Raw genomic sequence first — 15,136 nt, 5'->3', positions numbered from 1 at the left:
GGGATGACTCGCGACACCTGTCCGGGATGACGTGAGACAGGGGTCCGGGATGTCCTGAACCAGAACACTGCCGGAGGCGCCCTTGTGATGTCTCTGTGGTGTCTCAGCGATGTCTCAGCAGCGGGAGATCGTCGCGTCCTGGCGGGCCGCGTCGCCGTAGCGGCGGGCCTGCTCGACGTACGGCAGGACGACGCTGGCGCCGCCGACGTTGCCGATGCCGCCCTGCACCACGCAGTTCGTGATCTTGCGCGGGTCGACCTGCGCCATCGCCTGGGCGAGCCGGAACAGCTCGGCCGGCGGCAGGTTCGTGCTCAGATGCTGCATCGCCGAGAACACGCCGCGCTCGATGAAGCCCGGCACGTCCGCCCGGTCGCGGACCCGAGCCTGGATGCCGCGCAGCACCCGCTGCTGGTTGGCCGAGCGGTCGAAGTCGCCGCGGGCCAGGTTGTAGCGAATGCGGGAGAACGCCATCGCGTCGTACCCGCCGAGGTGGATCCTCCCGGCCTTGAACCCGGCCTCCTTGAGGTAGGGGTCGCTGAACGCGCGCGGGTTGCGGACGTCGATGCCGCCGATGTCGTCGACCATCGCCTGGAAGAACTTGAACCGGCTGACGAACACGTAGTCGGGCTGGATGCCGATCAGGTTGCCCACGGCCTCGCCGAGCAGCTGGGGCCCGCCGAGGTAGAGGGCGGCGTTGATCTTGTCCGACCCGTATCCCGGGATCGGCACCCAGGAGTCGCGCGGGATGCCGATGGCGGTCGCCGCGCCGGTCCTCGTGTCCATGCCGACCAACTGGAGGGCGTCGCCGCGGGTGCGGGTCATGTCCTCTCCCGGCCGGGCGTCGGAGCCGACGGCGAGGATCCAGATCACGTCGGGCGTCAGGTCGACGCCGGACGCCGAGCGCACCTTCACCAGCGTCATCTCGGTGCTCTTCACCGCCGAGTCGGGGACGAGGAGGGCGGCGAGCGCGAGCACCAGGCCGACGGTGGTGAGACGCAGCAGCCTGCTCACTGGACCATCCCCTTGCTCACGTCGTAGCCGAAGACCTGCCACTGCCCGTCGGTGCGGGTCAGGAACAGCCGCCCGGTCACCCGGACCGTGCGCTCGAGGTCGCCGGTGGTGCGGAACCCGAGCCGGACCCGGGCGGTCACGCCCACGGGCCGGCCCTGCGCCGCGAGCACGTCGAGGACGAGCACGCTCCGTCGCGGCGTCACTCCGTCGATCCGGTCGCCGATGTCCTGGTTGCTCATCAACGCCCGGTCGCGCCGGGCCTGGTCCCGCGCGCCGCGGGTGAAGCCGGGCCAGGCGTCGGCCCAGGCGTTGGCGGAGCCGCGGCGCGGGTAGCTCCCGCCGAGGTACGCCGCCTCGGTCCAGCCGTCGACGACGTCCGTGACCTCCCGCATCAGCCGCTGCCGGGCCTGGCGGTCCATCCGGCCGGTCACCTGGCCGAGGGAGACCCTGGTCGGCACCGCCCTCTCGACGGCCGGGCCGAACGTCCCGCGCGGCGACTCCGCGGCCGGCTCGCCCGGGTCGTCGGCGCCGCTGCAGGCACCGGCACCGACCCCGAGGGCCAGCGCCAGCGCGACCGCGGCCGCCGTGCGTCGCACCGGGCTGGACATGCTCCGACGCTCCTTCCGACCGACGTTCGATTCGTGCTCTGCCGGGCAGTGTGGGCGATCGACCTGTGGCTCGGGGCACACCACGCCGCGACGCCACCCCGGCAGTCGGCATTTGCTGGTCCGGGGGTCTAGCCTTGAGGACCGAACTACTCCCCCGCGCACGCTCCGGAAGAGGCGAATCACACCGTGCCGCAGTCCCCAGGCAACAAGTCCGACCTCCCCTCAACCTTTGAGGGGGCCGACTTCGGCCCCAACGAGTGGCTCGTCGAGGAGATGTACGACCAGTTCAAGCGGGACCCCGACAGCGTGGATCCGACCTGGAAGAGATACTTCCAGGCCAACGGCCGGGCCTCCGCAGCGGCCAACGGTACGTCGCAGCCGGCCCCCGAGGCCACGTCGGCGCCGGCGCAGCGGGCCGAGCACGCCGAGCACAAGGACCCCACCCCGACCCCGGCCCCGATCGCGAGGCCGCGTCCCCAGGCGAAGGCCGCCGAGCCGGCCAAGGGCACCTCGAACCCGGTCCCCAAGGAGTCCCGCCCCACCGCCCCGGCCGCCGCCAGCGACGAGCCGACCTACACCGTGCTGCGCGGCGCCCCGGCACGCACCGCGCAGAACATGGACGCCTCGCTCTCGGTCCCGACCGCGACCTCGGTCCGCTCGGTGCCGGTGAAGCTGCTGTGGGACAACCGCACGGTCATCAACAACCACCTCGCCCGAGCCCGCGGCGGCAAGGTCTCCTTCACCCACCTGATCGGCTACGCGCTGGTCAGGGCGCTGAAGTCGATGCCGGAGATGAACGTCGGCTTCGACACCATCGACGGCAAGCCGAACCTGATCACGCCGGCGCACATCAACCTCGGCCTGGCCATCGACGTGAAGAAGGCCGACGGCACCCGCCAGCTGCTGGTCCCCAGCATCAAGGCCGCCGAGACGATGGACTTCGCGGCGTTCTGGACGGCGTACGAGGACATCGTCCGCAGGAGCCGGGACAACAAGCTCACCCTGGAGGACTTCGCGGGCACCACGATCTCGCTGACCAACCCGGGCGGCATCGGCACCGTGCACTCGGTGCCGCGCCTGATGAAGGGCCAGGGCGCGATCATCGGCGTCGGCGCGATGGAGTACCCGCCGGAGTGGCAGGGCGCCTCGGAGGAGGCGATCGCCCGCAACGCGATCAGCAAGGTCATGACCCTGACCTCGACGTACGACCATCGCGTCATCCAGGGCGCGCAGTCCGGAGAGTTCCTCAAGCGGCTGCACCAGCTGCTGCTCGGCCAGGACGACTTCTACGACGACATCTTCCGGTCGCTGCGGATCCCCTACGAGCCGATCCGCTGGGCCAGCGACATCTCGACCAACCACGACGACGAGATCAGCAAGCAGGCCCGGATCCTCGAGCTGATCCACGCCTACCGCGTGCGCGGCCACATGATGGCCGACACCGACCCGCTGGAGTACCGCCAGCGCAGCCACCCCGACCTCGAGGTGGAGTCGCACGGGCTGACCCTGTGGGACCTCGACCGCGAGTTCGCGACCGGCTCGTTCGGCGGCGAGGGCCGGCGCTTCATGAAGCTGCGCCACATCCTCGGCATCCTGCGCGACTCGTACTGCCGCACCATCGGCATCGAGTACATGCACATCATGGACCCCGAGCAGCGCCGGTGGCTCCAGGAGCGGATCGAGCAGCCGCACACCAAGCCGCCGCGCGAGGAGCAGCTCCGGATCCTGCTGAAGCTCAACCAGGCCGAGGCGTTCGAGACCTTCCTCCAGACCAAGTTCGTCGGCCAGAAGCGCTTCTCCCTCGAGGGCGGCGAGACGACGGTCCCGGTCCTCGACGAGCTCTGCGAGGCCGCGGCCGAGGCGGGGCTCGACGAGGTGGCGATGGGCATGGCCCATCGGGGCCGCCTCAACGTGCTCGCGAACATCGTCGGCAAGAAGTACAGCCAGATCTTCCGCGAGTTCGAGGGCAACATCGACCCGCGCACGGTCCAGGGCTCCGGCGACGTGAAGTACCACCTCGGCGCCGAGGGCGAGTTCGTGGCCGGCTCCGGCGACCGGATCAAGGTCTCCGTCGCCGCGAACCCCTCGCACCTCGAGGCGGTCGACCCGGTGCTCGAGGGCATCGCCCGCGCGAAGCAGGACGTGCTCGACCGCGGCGCGGCGTACCCCGTGCTGCCGCTGCTCGTCCACGGCGACGCGGCGTTCGCCGGTCAGGGCGTGGTCGCGGAGACGCTGAACCTCTCCCAGCTGCGCGGCTACCGCACCGGCGGCACCATCCACGTGGTCGTCAACAACCAGGTCGGCTTCACGACCTCGCCGGGCTCCTCGCGCTCGTCGCTGTACTGCACCGACGTGGCCCGGATGGTCCAGGCGCCGATCTTCCACGTGAACGGCGACGACCCGGAGGCGTGCATCCGGGTCGCCCGGCTCGCGTTCGAGTACCGCCAGGCGTTCAACAAGGACGTCGTCATCGACCTGGTCTGCTACCGCCGCCGCGGCCACAACGAGGGCGACGACCCGTCGTACACCCAGCCGCTCATGTACGACCTGATCGAGCAGAAGCGCTCGGTCCGCAAGCTCTACACCGAGTCCCTCATCGGCCGCGGCGACATCACGATCGAGGAGGCCGAGCAGGTCCTGCGCGACTACCAGCAGCAGCTGGAGCGGGTCTTCACCGAGGTGCGCGAGGCGAGCAGCCAGCCCTCGGAGTGGACCACGGTCCCGGACTACCCGGACAAGCCGAGCGGCGAGACCCGCACGGCCGTGTCGCCGGAGATGATGAAGCGGATCGCGGACGCCTACGTCACGCCACCGGAGGGCTTCACCGTCCACCCGAAGGTGATGCCGCAGCTGCAGCGCCGCTCCGCGGCGATCGCCGAGGGACCGGTCGACTGGGGCACCGGCGAGATCCTCGCGTTCGGCTCGCTGCTGATGGAGGGCCGACCGGTCCGCCTGGCCGGTCAGGACTCGCGCCGCGGCACGTTCGTCTCCCGCTTCGCGACCATCATCGACCGGATCAACGCCGACGAGTGGACGCCGCTGTCCAACCTCACCGAGGACCAGGCCAAGTTCTACGTCTACGACTCACTGCTCTCGGAGTACGCCGCCCTCGGCTTCGAGTACGGCTACTCGGTCGCCCGCCCGGACGCCCTCGTCCTCTGGGAGGCGCAGTTCGGCGACTTCGTCAACGGCGCGCAGACGGTCATCGACGAGTTCATCACCTCCGGTGAGACCAAGTGGCGCCAGCAGTCCGGCGTCGTGCTGCTGCTGCCGCACGGCTACGAGGGCCAGGGCCCCGACCACTCCTCCGCCCGGATCGAGCGGTTCCTGACGATGGTCGCCGACGACGCGTTCGTGGTCGCCCAGCCGTCCACGCCGGCGTCGTACTTCCACCTGCTGCGCCAGCACTCGCTGGGCGAGGAGCACCGGCCGCTGATCGTGTTCACGCCGAAGTCGATGCTCAAGCGCAAGGAGGCGGCGTCGCTGCCGGAGGAGTTCACCGGCGGCAGCTTCCAGCCGTTCCTCCGCGACGCGTCGGCCGACCCGGAGCAGGTCGACACGCTGCTGCTGTGCTCGGGCCGCGTGGTCTGGGACCTGGTCGTCGAGCGTGCCCGGCGCGAGGACGCCGGCCGGTTCGCGATCGCCCGCGTCGAGCAGCTCTACCCGCGCCCGGAGGCCGAGATCCGCGAGGAGATCGCGCGCTTCCCGAGGCTCCGCACGGTGCGCTGGGTCCAGGACGAGCCGGAGAACAACGGCCCGTGGCCGCACTACCAGCTCAACGTCTGGCCGCACGTCGACGCCACCGTCGAGCTGGTCGCGCGCACAGCGTCCTCCTCCCCCTCGGTCGGCACCGTCAAGCGCCACACCGAGGAGCAGAAGGACCTCGTCGCCCGCGCGTTCAGCTGAGCTGATCTAACGTCGAGACACCCCCAACGGCCCCTTCCAGCCTCGGAAGAGGGCCATTTCGGGTGTCTCGACGATCTCGGCAGGAGCACGAGGAGGACTGAGCCATGTACTTCACCGACCGCGGGATCGAGGAGCTCGAGCAGCGCCGGGGCGACGAGGAGGTCACCCTGGCCTGGCTCGCCGACCGGCTCCAGGAGTTCACCGACACCCACCCGGAGTTCGAGGCCGCCGTCGAGCGGTTCGCGACCTGGCTCGCGCGGCTGGACGACCCCGAGGACTGACGCGGTCTACGCGGCCGCGTCGTCGTCGGTCCTGCGGCAGCGCAGGGTGACGCGCCGGCCGATGGCGTAGTCGCGGCACCCCTTCACCTCGGGGTTGTCGGCGAGGAGACGGGGCCAGTCGGAGAACCGTTCGACCTCGTAGCCGTAGCAGGCCAGCATCATCCTGACGGCCGCGAGGTTGGGGCGTCCGGTGAGCACCGAGGCGCCGACCGTGTAGTCGTCTGCCTTCGCCGTGCCCTTGCGGTGACTCAGCTCGCTGTGCAGCCGGACGAGCGGGTCGGGGTCGAACATGCCGTGCGCCTGGGTGTCGAGCACGAGGTGCCGGGCACCCGTCCGCCGGATCCCGTGCAACAGCTCGTTGAACCGGAGCGTGTGGTAGAGGAACCCGAGGCAGAGGACGACGTCGACCTCGAGGTCCTCCGCGGCGAGCACCTCGTGGACGTCGCCGGCGATGAACCTGAACCGGTCGGGGTCCTGGCCGTAGTGCTCGAGGTTGGCGACTGCGCGCTCGACGAGCTCCGGCCGCGCCTCGACCCCCACGACGGACTTCGCGCCGCACGCCAGCGCCGCCATCGACATCCGGCCGTCGTGGCAGGCGATGTCGAGCACCCGGGCGCCCTCGAACAGATCCTTGTTCTCCCCGAAGATCGCCTCGTAACGCAGGTTCAGCCGGGGCTTCGAGCTGAGGCCGGCCTCGCCGGTCGTGTAGAACCGGCGGTGGTCCTCGAAGAAGTACGACGCCACCCGGGTCCCGGGCTCGGACCGGTAAGAGTCGGGCAGAGGGGATGCCGCAGCACCGGACCCGGAGCCCGTGGGCAGTGCATCGAGCCTTCGCGCCGCGCCGCGGAGGATCCTCGCTGTCGTTGTCGAGAGGGACATACCGGACTTCCTACGCCAGCCGGACGCTCGGCACAAGGACAGCACGGACCGCCTCCCGTTCCGTCCCGAACTACTGGTGCCCCGACGCGCGGCGGCTCGCGGTGCACGCCTGCTGTCCCTCGTGACCTACGACAGCGCCTCGAAGCCGTCCGTTTCACGTGATCGACCAGGTCGCCGCCCTCATCGAGCCAGCGGGCGACGGCGGTGCGGAGTACTCGCTCTTCGGCGCCAGGTGCCGCTTGCCGACCGCGAGCGTGTTGTAGCCGCGGTCGCGCAGCAGCCGGGCCAGACCGGCGGCCGACCGCGGCAGCCGGCCGGTGTAGCCGGGGAACCCGAGCGCGGCCTCCTGGGTGACGCCCATGCCGACCGCATGGTGGTTGCGGCCGGTCAGCAGCGCCGCCCGGGTCGCGGAGCAGACCGCGGTGACATGGAACCGGTTGTCGCGCAGGCCGCCGGCGGCGAGCCGGTCGATGTTCGGCGTCGCAATGCCGGAGCCGAAGCAGCCGAGCTGGGCGAACCCGATGTCGTCGAGGACGACCATGAGGACGTTCGGGGCGTCCGGCCCCGGCGTCGGGTAGGTGACGAAGCGCGGCTCGGACGTGGCGACGCGGGTGGTGATCCGCTGGGTCGGCATGGGGATTCTGTCACTCGACTGCCACTTTGTCCGCGGCCGGGGTGGCCGGGCGGACGGTGAGGTCCACGACGGTCGCGTCGCGGGGCAGGTCGAGGACGTGGAGGATCGCGTCGGCGACGGTCTCGGGGCGGATCCAGTCGGCGGCGTCGTACTCCCTGCCCTCCTGGCGGTGCACCTTCTCCTGCATCGGCGTCGCGGTGCGGCCGGGGTGGACCGTGGTCACCCGCAGGTCGGGCTCCTCGCCGCGGAGGGCGTCGGCCAGCGCGCGCAGGCCGTGCTTGGAGGCGGCGTAGGCCGACCAGCCCGGGTGGGCGGTGAGTCCCGCGCTGGAGTTGACGAACACGACGGTGCCCCGGGCGGCGCGCAGCGCCGGCAGCGCGACCCGGGTGAGTGCCGCGGGCGCGACCAGGTTCACGCGCAGTTGCGCTGCCCAGTCGTCGACCGACAGCTCGGCGACCGATCCCAGCTCGACGACGCCGGCCGCGTGCACGACCGAGTCGAGCGACGACGGCAGCGAGAGCGACTCAACGGACTCTGGCCACGAGAGGTCGGCGACCAGCACCGAGGCCCCGTCGTACGCCGCCCGCAGCTCCTCCGCGCGAGCCGGAGACCGCGCCACCAGCACGACGGAGTCGCCGCGGTCGAGCAGGCGGCGAGTGAGCGCGGCGCCGATCCCGGAACCGGCGCCCGTGACGAGGTGCGTCACCAGGTGGGTCACCGGGTGAACACGATCTTCCCGAACTGCTCGCCCTCGAGCATCGCGGCGAAGCCGTCGCGGGCGTCGGTCATCGGCAGCGTCCGGTCGATCAGCGGGCGGGCGCCGGTCGCGTCGAGCAGCGACACGAGCGCGGCGAGCTCGTCACGGGTGCCCATGGTCGAGCCGACCACGCTGAGCTGGAGGAAGAAGATGCGGGTGAGCTCGGCGTCGTCGAGGTCCGGTCCGGACGTGGTGCCGGACGTGACGATCCGGCCGCCGGGGCGCAGCGCGCGGATCGAGTGCGACCACGTCGCGCGGCCGACGGTCTCGATGACCGCGTCGACCTTCACCGGCAGCCGGGCACCCGACTCGAACACCTCGTGCGCCCCGATCTCCAGCGCCCGCCGGCGCTTGGCCTCGTCGCGGCTGGTCGCGAGCACACGCAGGCCGGCCGCCCGGCCGAGGATGATCGCGGCCGTGGCGACACCGCCACCGGCGCCCTGCACGAGCACGGTCTCGCCGGCCCTGAGCTCGCCGCGGGTGAACAGCATCCGGTACGCCGTGAGCCAGGCCGTCGGCAGGCAGGCCGCCTCCTCGAAGGAGAGCGACGCCGGCTTCGGCACGACGTTGCGCCGCGGCACGGCGACCTTGTCCGCGAGCGTGCCCTGGTAGCGCTCGGAGAGCAGCGACCGCCTCGGGTCGAAGGTCTCGTCGCCGGTCCACGACGGGTCGCTGATGACCGCGTGCACGACGACCTCGTTGCCGTCCTCGTCGTACCCGGCCGCGTCGCAGCCGAGGATCATCGGCAGCGCCTCCTCGCGCAGCCCGACCCCGCGCAGGGAGAACAGGTCGTGGTGGTTGAGCGAGGCGGCCCGCACCGTGACCGTGGTCCACCCGTCGGGGACCTCGGGATCGGGCCGCTCCCCCACCTGCAGGGCGGAGAGCGGGTCGTCCTCGAAGAATCGGTCGGCGTAGACGGCGAACATGCTCGCCAACCTATCGGGGGCGGACCTACCGGCGCGCGACCCCGTCTCGCCGTGCGGCGTTCGCCACAGCGGCCGCGACCGCCGGCCCGACGCGCGGGTCGAACGGCGACGGCACGATCAGGTCCTCGGCGAGCGCCTCGCCCACGAGCTCGGCGAGCGCCTCGGCGGCGGCGACCTTCATGCCCTCGGTGATCGCGGTGGCGCGCACGTCGAAGGCGCCCCGGAAGATGCCGGGGAACGCGAGCACGTTGTTGATCTGGTTCGGGAAGTCCGAGCGCCCGGTGGCGACCACCCGGGCATGCCGGTGGGCGACGTCGGGGTGCACCTCGGGGTGGGGGTTCGCGAGGCCGAAGATGATCGACTCGGGCGCCATCGTCGCGACCCACTCCTCGGGCACGGTGCCGCCGGAGACGCCGAGGTAGACGTCCGCGCCGGCGAGGACGTCCTGGAGGGTGCCGGTGCGCCCGGTGAGGTCGGCGGTCACCTCGGCGAGCGCACGCTTCACGGGGGTGAGATCGCCGCGCACGGAGTTGAGCACGCCCTTGCGGTCGGTGACCGCGAGGTCCCCGATGCCGTCGGCGAGCAGGATCTTCGCGACCGCGACGCCGGCAGCGCCGGCACCGGAGATCACCACGCGGGTGGACTCCGGGTCGCGGCCGGTCAGCCGCAGCGCGTTCTTCAGTGCCGCCAGCGCGACCACGGCGGTGCCGTGCTGGTCGTCGTGGAACACCGGGATGTCGAGGCGCTCCTTGAGCCGGTCCTCGATCTCGAAGCAGCGCGGTGCGGAGATGTCCTCGAGGTTGATCCCGCCGAAGCTCGGCGCCAGCCGGGCGACGGTCTCGATGATCTCCTCGACGTCGGTGGTGTCCAGGCAGATCGGGACGGCGTCGACGTCGGCGAACTGCTTGAACAGCACCGCCTTCCCTTCCATCACCGGCATCGCCGCGGCCGGGCCGATGTCGCCGAGGCCGAGGACGGCGGTGCCGTCGGTGACGACGGCGACGGTGTTCGGCACCCAGGTGTAGTGCTGGGTCAGCGACGGGTCGCCGGCGATCGCCTCGCAGACCCGGGCGACGCCGGGAGTGTAGGCGAGGGACAGGTCGTCGCGGTTCGCGAGCGGGGCGGTCGAGCGGACCGCCATCTTCCCGCCGACGTGTAGGTCGAAGACCGGGTCGCCGGCATGGGGATGGGAAGCAGACATGGCGTGGAGGTGTCTTTCCATCGAGGCGTGCGGATGCAGATGCGGTGAGGCCGGGCTCGACGCGGAAGGGTGGAGCGCGGAGCCGGTGGACCTCGGGGTTCTCCCGCCCAGCAGTCTGGCACAGCGTCAGAGACGGCGGGGGCGCGGCCAGATCCTGGCGGCGGTGACGGCGATCACGTCCGCGTCGGGCACCGGCCCGCGGTGTCGCGAGTCGACACCCTCGGCCGGGTTGTCGCTCACGAGCCACCAGCCCGGCACACCCGACCGCGTCGTACGCCGTTCGGCGGCCCGCTTCACCGCGACCGTGCCGTCCGCGAACCGGACGACCACGAGGCCCCCGGTTTGCGGCGCCCGCCGGTAGGACACCAGAAGGCGGTCGCCGGGACGCAGCGTGGGCAGCATGGACCGACCACTGACCACCGCGAAGCCCCATCTCGACACGCGGAGTAGTGTCGCAGCGACACCGAGACGACCGAAGAGACAACCGAAGAGAGGACCCGCATGTTCGCGAAGCTGTTCGCCCCCACCCTCGAGGTCTCCGCACACTGCGACCTCCCCTGCGGCGTGTACGACCCCGCGCAGGCCCGGATCGAGGCGGAGTCGATCAAGGCCATCATCGCCAAGGTCGCGGACAACGACGACCCCGACTTCCGCACCCGCGCCATCCTGATCAAGGAGCAGCGCTCGGAGCTCGTCAAGCACCACCTCTGGGTGCTGTGGACCGACTACTTCAAGCCCCCGCACTTCGAGAAGTACCCCCAGCTCCACACCCTGGTCAACGAGGCCACCAAGCTCGCCGGCGCCTCGGGCACCAAGGGCGAGCTCGACGCCGGCAAGGCCGACGAGTTGCTCGCGAAGATCGACGAGATCGCCGAGATCTTCTGGGAGACGAAGAAGGCGTGAGCGCAGCGAAAGCCTTCGAGTCGAAAGCGCGACTGAACGAGTGAAGTCGCGGCCGTCTGCCTGAACCACAGACCACGTCGAAGGAGAGACCGAGCCCGCGAAGGCTTTCGGCTCCCAGGCTCACGGGCGCACGGAGCGCAGCAAAGTTACGAGGGACCGGTCCCCGGGTACGACACCCGGGGACCGGTCCCCGCTACATTGCTGGGACGGTCTCGGACCACCACCGACCAGCCCAAGGGATCCCACATGGCATCGATCGGCGCGACCACCGGCCCGACCACCCAGGGCCGCCGTGCGGACGTCGAGCTGCGGCTGCCCGCGGACAGCGCATTCGCGTCGGTCCTGCGGACGACGACCGCGGGACTGGCGGCTCGGCTGGACTTCCCGATCGACGACATCGAGGACCTGCGGATCGCGGTCGGCGAGGCGAGCGCGATGGTGCTGACCGAGGCCGCGGCCGGGTCCGACCTGACCTGCCGCTTCTACATGGCACCCGGCGAGCTGACCGTGAGCGTCGCGGTCGACGTGGCCGCGTCGGTCAGCCCCGATCTCGACAGCTTCGCCTGGCAGGTCCTCAGCACGCTGGCGACGTACGCTCGCATCGACGACGTCGGCGGATCCTTCGCCGTCACCCTCACCATGGAGTCGGGTCACACCGAGATCGGGAATTGAGCGCCTTCTCGGGGACGGACGAGCCGGAGGCATCCGGCCGGACCGCGGTGGAGATCACTCGGCAGCGCAGCGCCGAGCTGTTCCTCGTGCTGCGCGACGAGAGCAGGTCGGAGACCGAGCACGAGGCCGCGCGCGACGGGCTGGTGCACCTGCACCTGCCGCTGGTCGAGCACTGCGCGCGGCGGTTCCGCAACCGCGGCGAGCCGCTCGAGGACCTGGTGCAGGTCGGCACGATCGGGCTGATCAAGTCCGTGGACCGCTTCGACTCCGACCGGGGCGTCGAGTTCTCGACGTACGCGACGCCGACGATCATCGGCGAGATCAAGCGCTACTTCCGCGACAAGGGCTGGGCGATCCGGGTGCCGCGACGGCTCCAGGAGCTGCGCATGCAGATCGGCGCCGCGAGCGCCGAGCTCACCCAGTCCCTCGGCCGATCCCCCACGCCGCGCGAGCTGGCCGAGTCGATCGGCTGCACGGTCGAGGAGATCGTCGAGGGCATCGAGTCCAGCAACGCCTACTCCACGCTCTCCCTCGATGCCAGCGACGACGGCGACGAGGGCGGCGCCGCCAGCATGCTCGACGCGATCGGCGTCGACGACGAGGGGCTCGAGCACGTCGAGATCCGCGAGTCGATCAAGCCGCTGCTCGACCGGCTGGAGCCGCGGGAGAAGAAGATCCTGCTGCTGCGGTTCTTCAAGAACATGACGCAGTCGCAGATCGCCGAGGAGATCGGCGTCTCCCAGATGCACGTCTCCCGCCTGCTCAACCGCACTCTGGAGCAGCTGCGCACCTCGCTGGCGGAGCAGAGTTAGCGCAGACGCGTCAGCGGATCCGCCGATGGTGGTCGAGCAAGCCGAGCGGCTGAGGAACGAAGCCGCGACCGGCGTGTCGAGATCAACGGTCGCCGTCGTGCTCCGCGAGGGCGTCGATGCTGACCGGGTTCAGCAGCCCGACCAGCACCACCAGCGCGACCGCGGCCAGCGCGACCGCGACCCAGGTCGTCTCGCCGCCGCGGAAGCTCCACGCGACGCCCAGCTGGATCAGCTGCGCGAGCACGATCGGACTGCGCGCCCACGACCGGCCGTGGGTGACCGCCCAGGCGCTGGCGAGCAGCAGGCCGGCGTACACCGCGAAGAAGAGCGAGGTCGTGAGGGCGACCTGCGCACGGTCCGTGGAGAGGCTGGCCAGCTCGAGCACGGCGTACCCGAGCAGCAGCAGGCCCTCCACCGCCACCAGGGAGGCGGCGACCAGGAGTGGCGCAGGGGGTCGGGCGGGGTTGTCCGGGCGGCGTACCGTCACAGGCAGGAGCCTAGAAGGCGCGCATCTGCTGTGACGAAACGAACCGGCTGCGGGGGTTGTTTAACGCTCCAACAGTTGCCACTCTTGGCGGTGCGCTCGTGAATGCGTTCACATCGGCGCGCCCGCAGGTCTTGTCGGCCCCTGACCTGCACGTCTGAGCTCGAAGGAAAGAGGGATCCCCCAGCCATGGATTGGCGCCACCGCTCCGCGTGCCTCGATGAGGACCCGGAGCTGTTCTTCCCGATCGGCAACACCGGTCCGGCCATCCTCCAGATCGAGGAGGCCAAGCAGGTGTGCCGTCGCTGCGAGGTGCGCGAGCAGTGCCTCGCGTGGGCGCTCGAGGCTGGCCAGGACCACGGCGTGTGGGGCGGCCTCAGCGAGGACGAGCGCCGCGCGCTGAAGCGCCGCACCGCCCGCTCCCGGGTCCGCACCGCCTAGCGGAGACGCGTCAGCGGATCCGCTGGCGGTGGTCGAGCGAGCCGCGCGACCGAGCCTGCGACCACGGCACCGGGGTCTCGACGAGCTCGACCAACGGCGACCGGGTCCTGGCGCAGAGCACTACTCCACGGGCACGTCGAGCGCCGCGCGCGTGCCCGCGCCTCCGGGTCGAGGTCCCAGCTCGAGCTGACCGCCGAGCTCGGACTCCACCAGCGTGCGCACGATCGACAGCCCCAGGTTCGTCGACCCGTCCAGGTCGAACCCCTCCGGCAGCCCGCGCCCGTCGTCGTCGACGGTGACGTGCAGCCGCCCGACCAGACGGCGCGCGGTGAGCACGATCTCGCCCGAGACGTCCGCCTCGTCGGCGTCGTAGCCGTGCTCGACCGCGTTCTGGAGCACCTCGGTGAGCACCATCGCCAGCGCGGTCGCCGACTCCGAGGGCAGTACGCCGAACGATCCGTCGCGCCGCACCCGGACCCGGCTGCCGACGGCGCTGACCTCGGTCACCATCCGCCCGAGCGGGTCCACGACGTCGTCGAAGTCGACCCGCTCCTCGACGGCCTGGCTGAGGATCTCGTGCACGATCGCGATCGACCCGACCCGGCGTACCGCCTCCTCCAGCGCGAGCCGCGCCGACTCGGAGTCCATCCGCCGCGCCTGGAGCCGCAGCAGCGCGGCGACCGTCTGCAGGTTGTTCTTCACCCGATGGTGGATCTCGCGGATGGTCGCGTCCTTGGTGACCAGCTCGCGGTCGCGGCGGCGCAGGTCGGTGACGTCGCGGACCAGCACCAGCGCGCCGATGTGGTCACCCTGCGGCCGCAGCGGGATCGACCGGACGATCAGCGAGACGCCGTCGGTGCCGATCTCGGTGTCGCGGTGGGCGCGGCCGCCGAGCACGGCGCTGAGCGTCTCCTCGTCGGGGCGGCGGCGCGGCGGCACCAGCGAGCGGGTGGTGTCGGCCAGCGACAGCCCGGCGAGGTCGCCGGAGAGGCCCAGCCGCCGGAACACCGAGAGCGCGTTCGGGCTCGCGTAGACGACCTTCCCGACGGCGTCGACGCGCAGGAAGCCGTCGCCGACCCGCGGGGTGTCGGCGTGGTCGCTGCGCTGGCCGGCAGCCGGGAAGTGGCCGTGCGCGATCATCTGGGTCAGGTCGGCCGCGGACTGGAGGTAGGACAGCTCCAGGCGGCTCGGGGTGCGGACGCCGAGCAGGTTGGTGTTGCGGGCGACGACCGCGATCACCCGGCCGGCCCGCCGGACCGGGATCGTCTCGACCCGCACCGGCACGTCGTCGCGCCACTCCGGGTCGCCCTCGCGCACCAGCCGCCCCTGGGCGTGCGCCGCGTCGATCAGCGGCCGCCGGCCGACCGGCACGAAGGTGCCGATCACGTCGTCGACGTACGCCGTCGGGCCGGTCGTGGGCCGCATCTGGCCCGCCGCCCAGAAGCCCCTGCCCTCGCGGTCGGGCAGCCAGAGCACCAGGTCGGCGAAGGACAGGTCGGCGATGATCTGCCAGTCCGCCTGCAGCAGCTGGAGCCACGCGACGTCCTCGGCGTCGAGGTCGGTGTGGCTGCGCACCAGGTCGGTCAGGGACGGCACGCTGGCAAGGGTAGGACCCCCGCCG

General features: G+C 71.4%; 16 protein-coding genes. 6 read left to right on the top strand and 10 right to left on the bottom strand.

What is annotated here, in order from left to right; translation table 11 throughout:
• Positions 1-114: 114 nt before the first annotated feature.
• On the bottom strand, positions 115-1,011 hold the full coding sequence (locus ACYVKX_RS02795; RefSeq protein WP_460829027.1) for an LCP family protein: 897 nt from the start codon (positions 1,009-1,011) through the stop codon (positions 115-117).
• Positions 1,008-1,619: a hypothetical protein gene (locus tag ACYVKX_RS02790; protein WP_460829025.1), complete on the bottom strand. Its 612-nt coding sequence runs from the start codon at positions 1,617-1,619 to the stop codon at positions 1,008-1,010. Before ACYVKX_RS02790 ends, ACYVKX_RS02795 begins: the two co-directional genes overlap by 4 nt.
• Positions 1,620-1,805: 186 nt before the next feature.
• On the opposite strand from ACYVKX_RS02790, the gene ACYVKX_RS02785 reads away from it, so the two are divergent.
• Positions 1,806-5,525: a multifunctional oxoglutarate decarboxylase/oxoglutarate dehydrogenase thiamine pyrophosphate-binding subunit/dihydrolipoyllysine-residue succinyltransferase subunit gene (locus ACYVKX_RS02785; protein WP_460829024.1), complete on the top strand. Its 3,720-nt coding sequence runs from the start codon at positions 1,806-1,808 to the stop codon at positions 5,523-5,525.
• 104 nt (positions 5,526-5,629) lie between these two features.
• A complete protein-coding gene (locus ACYVKX_RS02780; protein ID WP_460829023.1) occupies positions 5,630-5,806 on the top strand; it encodes a DUF6104 family protein in 177 nt (58 codons plus the stop codon).
• Between the two features lie 6 nt (positions 5,807-5,812).
• Here the strand turns inward: ACYVKX_RS02780 and ACYVKX_RS02775 are convergent, their stop codons facing one another.
• The 6 genes from ACYVKX_RS02775 to ACYVKX_RS02750 all read right to left on the bottom strand — a co-directional run bounded on the left by ACYVKX_RS02775 (position 5,813) and on the right by ACYVKX_RS02750 (position 10,644).
• Positions 5,813-6,550 (bottom strand): class I SAM-dependent methyltransferase, encoded by a 738-nt coding sequence (locus tag ACYVKX_RS02775; protein WP_460829022.1) that lies wholly within the window; start codon positions 6,548-6,550, stop codon positions 5,813-5,815.
• Between the two features lie 289 nt (positions 6,551-6,839).
• Positions 6,840-7,319, bottom strand: coding sequence for a sulfatase-like hydrolase/transferase (locus ACYVKX_RS02770; protein ID WP_460829021.1), 480 nt, complete (start codon positions 7,317-7,319; stop codon positions 6,840-6,842).
• Between the two features lie 10 nt (positions 7,320-7,329).
• Positions 7,330-8,037, bottom strand: a complete 708-nt coding sequence (locus ACYVKX_RS02765; protein WP_460829020.1) for an SDR family oxidoreductase — start codon at positions 8,035-8,037, stop codon at positions 7,330-7,332.
• Positions 8,034-9,002, bottom strand: a complete 969-nt coding sequence (locus ACYVKX_RS02760; RefSeq protein WP_460829019.1) for a zinc-binding dehydrogenase — start codon at positions 9,000-9,002, stop codon at positions 8,034-8,036. The genes ACYVKX_RS02765 and ACYVKX_RS02760 overlap by 4 nt, the downstream gene beginning before the upstream one ends.
• A 25-nt stretch (positions 9,003-9,027) precedes the next feature.
• Entirely contained in the window at positions 9,028-10,203 is a 1,176-nt protein-coding gene (locus ACYVKX_RS02755; protein ID WP_460829018.1) for an NAD(P)-dependent malic enzyme, read from the bottom strand.
• A 126-nt stretch (positions 10,204-10,329) separates the two neighbouring features.
• Positions 10,330-10,644, bottom strand: coding sequence for a S24/S26 family peptidase (locus ACYVKX_RS02750; RefSeq protein WP_460829017.1), 315 nt, complete (start codon positions 10,642-10,644; stop codon positions 10,330-10,332).
• A gap of 60 nt (positions 10,645-10,704) precedes the next feature.
• On the opposite strand from ACYVKX_RS02750, the gene sodN reads away from it, so the two are divergent.
• The 3 genes from sodN to ACYVKX_RS02735 all read left to right on the top strand — a co-directional run bounded on the left by sodN (position 10,705) and on the right by ACYVKX_RS02735 (position 12,590).
• The gene (gene sodN, locus ACYVKX_RS02745) at positions 10,705-11,106 is read left to right on the top strand and encodes a superoxide dismutase, Ni (RefSeq protein WP_345519549.1); all 402 of its coding nucleotides are present in this window, start codon (positions 10,705-10,707) and stop codon (positions 11,104-11,106) included.
• 246 nt (positions 11,107-11,352) lie between these two features.
• Positions 11,353-11,778 carry an anti-sigma factor gene (locus ACYVKX_RS02740; protein WP_460829016.1) on the top strand — a complete coding sequence of 142 codons (426 nt, stop codon included), beginning with the start codon at positions 11,353-11,355 and terminating at the stop codon, positions 11,776-11,778.
• Complete coding sequence (locus tag ACYVKX_RS02735) at positions 11,775-12,590, top strand: RNA polymerase sigma factor SigF (protein WP_460829015.1); 816 nt, start codon at positions 11,775-11,777, stop codon at positions 12,588-12,590. Before ACYVKX_RS02740 ends, ACYVKX_RS02735 begins: the two co-directional genes overlap by 4 nt.
• An 82-nt stretch (positions 12,591-12,672) precedes the next feature.
• On the opposite strand, the gene ACYVKX_RS02730 is transcribed toward ACYVKX_RS02735, so the two are convergent.
• Complete coding sequence (locus ACYVKX_RS02730; protein WP_460829013.1) at positions 12,673-13,077, bottom strand: hypothetical protein; 405 nt, start codon at positions 13,075-13,077, stop codon at positions 12,673-12,675.
• Between the two features lie 186 nt (positions 13,078-13,263).
• Between ACYVKX_RS02730 and ACYVKX_RS02725 the strand changes: the two genes are divergently transcribed.
• Positions 13,264-13,515 (top strand): WhiB family transcriptional regulator, encoded by a 252-nt coding sequence (locus ACYVKX_RS02725; protein ID WP_459969410.1) that lies wholly within the window; start codon positions 13,264-13,266, stop codon positions 13,513-13,515.
• 120 nt (positions 13,516-13,635) lie between these two features.
• On the opposite strand, the gene ACYVKX_RS02720 is transcribed toward ACYVKX_RS02725, so the two are convergent.
• Complete coding sequence (locus tag ACYVKX_RS02720) at positions 13,636-15,111, bottom strand: sensor histidine kinase (RefSeq protein ID WP_460829012.1); 1,476 nt, start codon at positions 15,109-15,111, stop codon at positions 13,636-13,638.
• Positions 15,112-15,136: the final 25 nt, after the last annotated feature.

This window comes from Nocardioides hungaricus (assembly GCF_054782915.1).
This window is presented reverse-complemented; position numbering and strand designations above follow the sequence as displayed.

What these genes read in the sequence shown, in the direction of transcription:
- ACYVKX_RS02790 (WP_460829025.1), bottom strand. Translation starts at nt 1,619, where the DNA reads ATGTCCAGCCCGGTGCGACGCACGGCGGCCGCGGTCGCGCTGGCGCTG.
- ACYVKX_RS02780 (WP_460829023.1), top strand. Translation starts at nt 5,630, where the DNA reads ATGTACTTCACCGACCGCGGGATCGAGGAGCTCGAGCAGCGCCGGGGC.
- ACYVKX_RS02770 (WP_460829021.1), bottom strand. Translation starts at nt 7,319, where the DNA reads ATGCCGACCCAGCGGATCACCACCCGCGTCGCCACGTCCGAGCCGCGC.
- ACYVKX_RS02760 (WP_460829019.1), bottom strand. Translation starts at nt 9,002, where the DNA reads ATGTTCGCCGTCTACGCCGACCGATTCTTCGAGGACGACCCGCTCTCC.
- ACYVKX_RS02755 (WP_460829018.1), bottom strand. Translation starts at nt 10,203, where the DNA reads ATGTCTGCTTCCCATCCCCATGCCGGCGACCCGGTCTTCGACCTACAC.
- sodN (WP_345519549.1), top strand. Translation starts at nt 10,705, where the DNA reads ATGTTCGCGAAGCTGTTCGCCCCCACCCTCGAGGTCTCCGCACACTGC.
- ACYVKX_RS02740 (WP_460829016.1), top strand. Translation starts at nt 11,353, where the DNA reads ATGGCATCGATCGGCGCGACCACCGGCCCGACCACCCAGGGCCGCCGT.
- ACYVKX_RS02725 (WP_459969410.1), top strand. Translation starts at nt 13,264, where the DNA reads ATGGATTGGCGCCACCGCTCCGCGTGCCTCGATGAGGACCCGGAGCTG.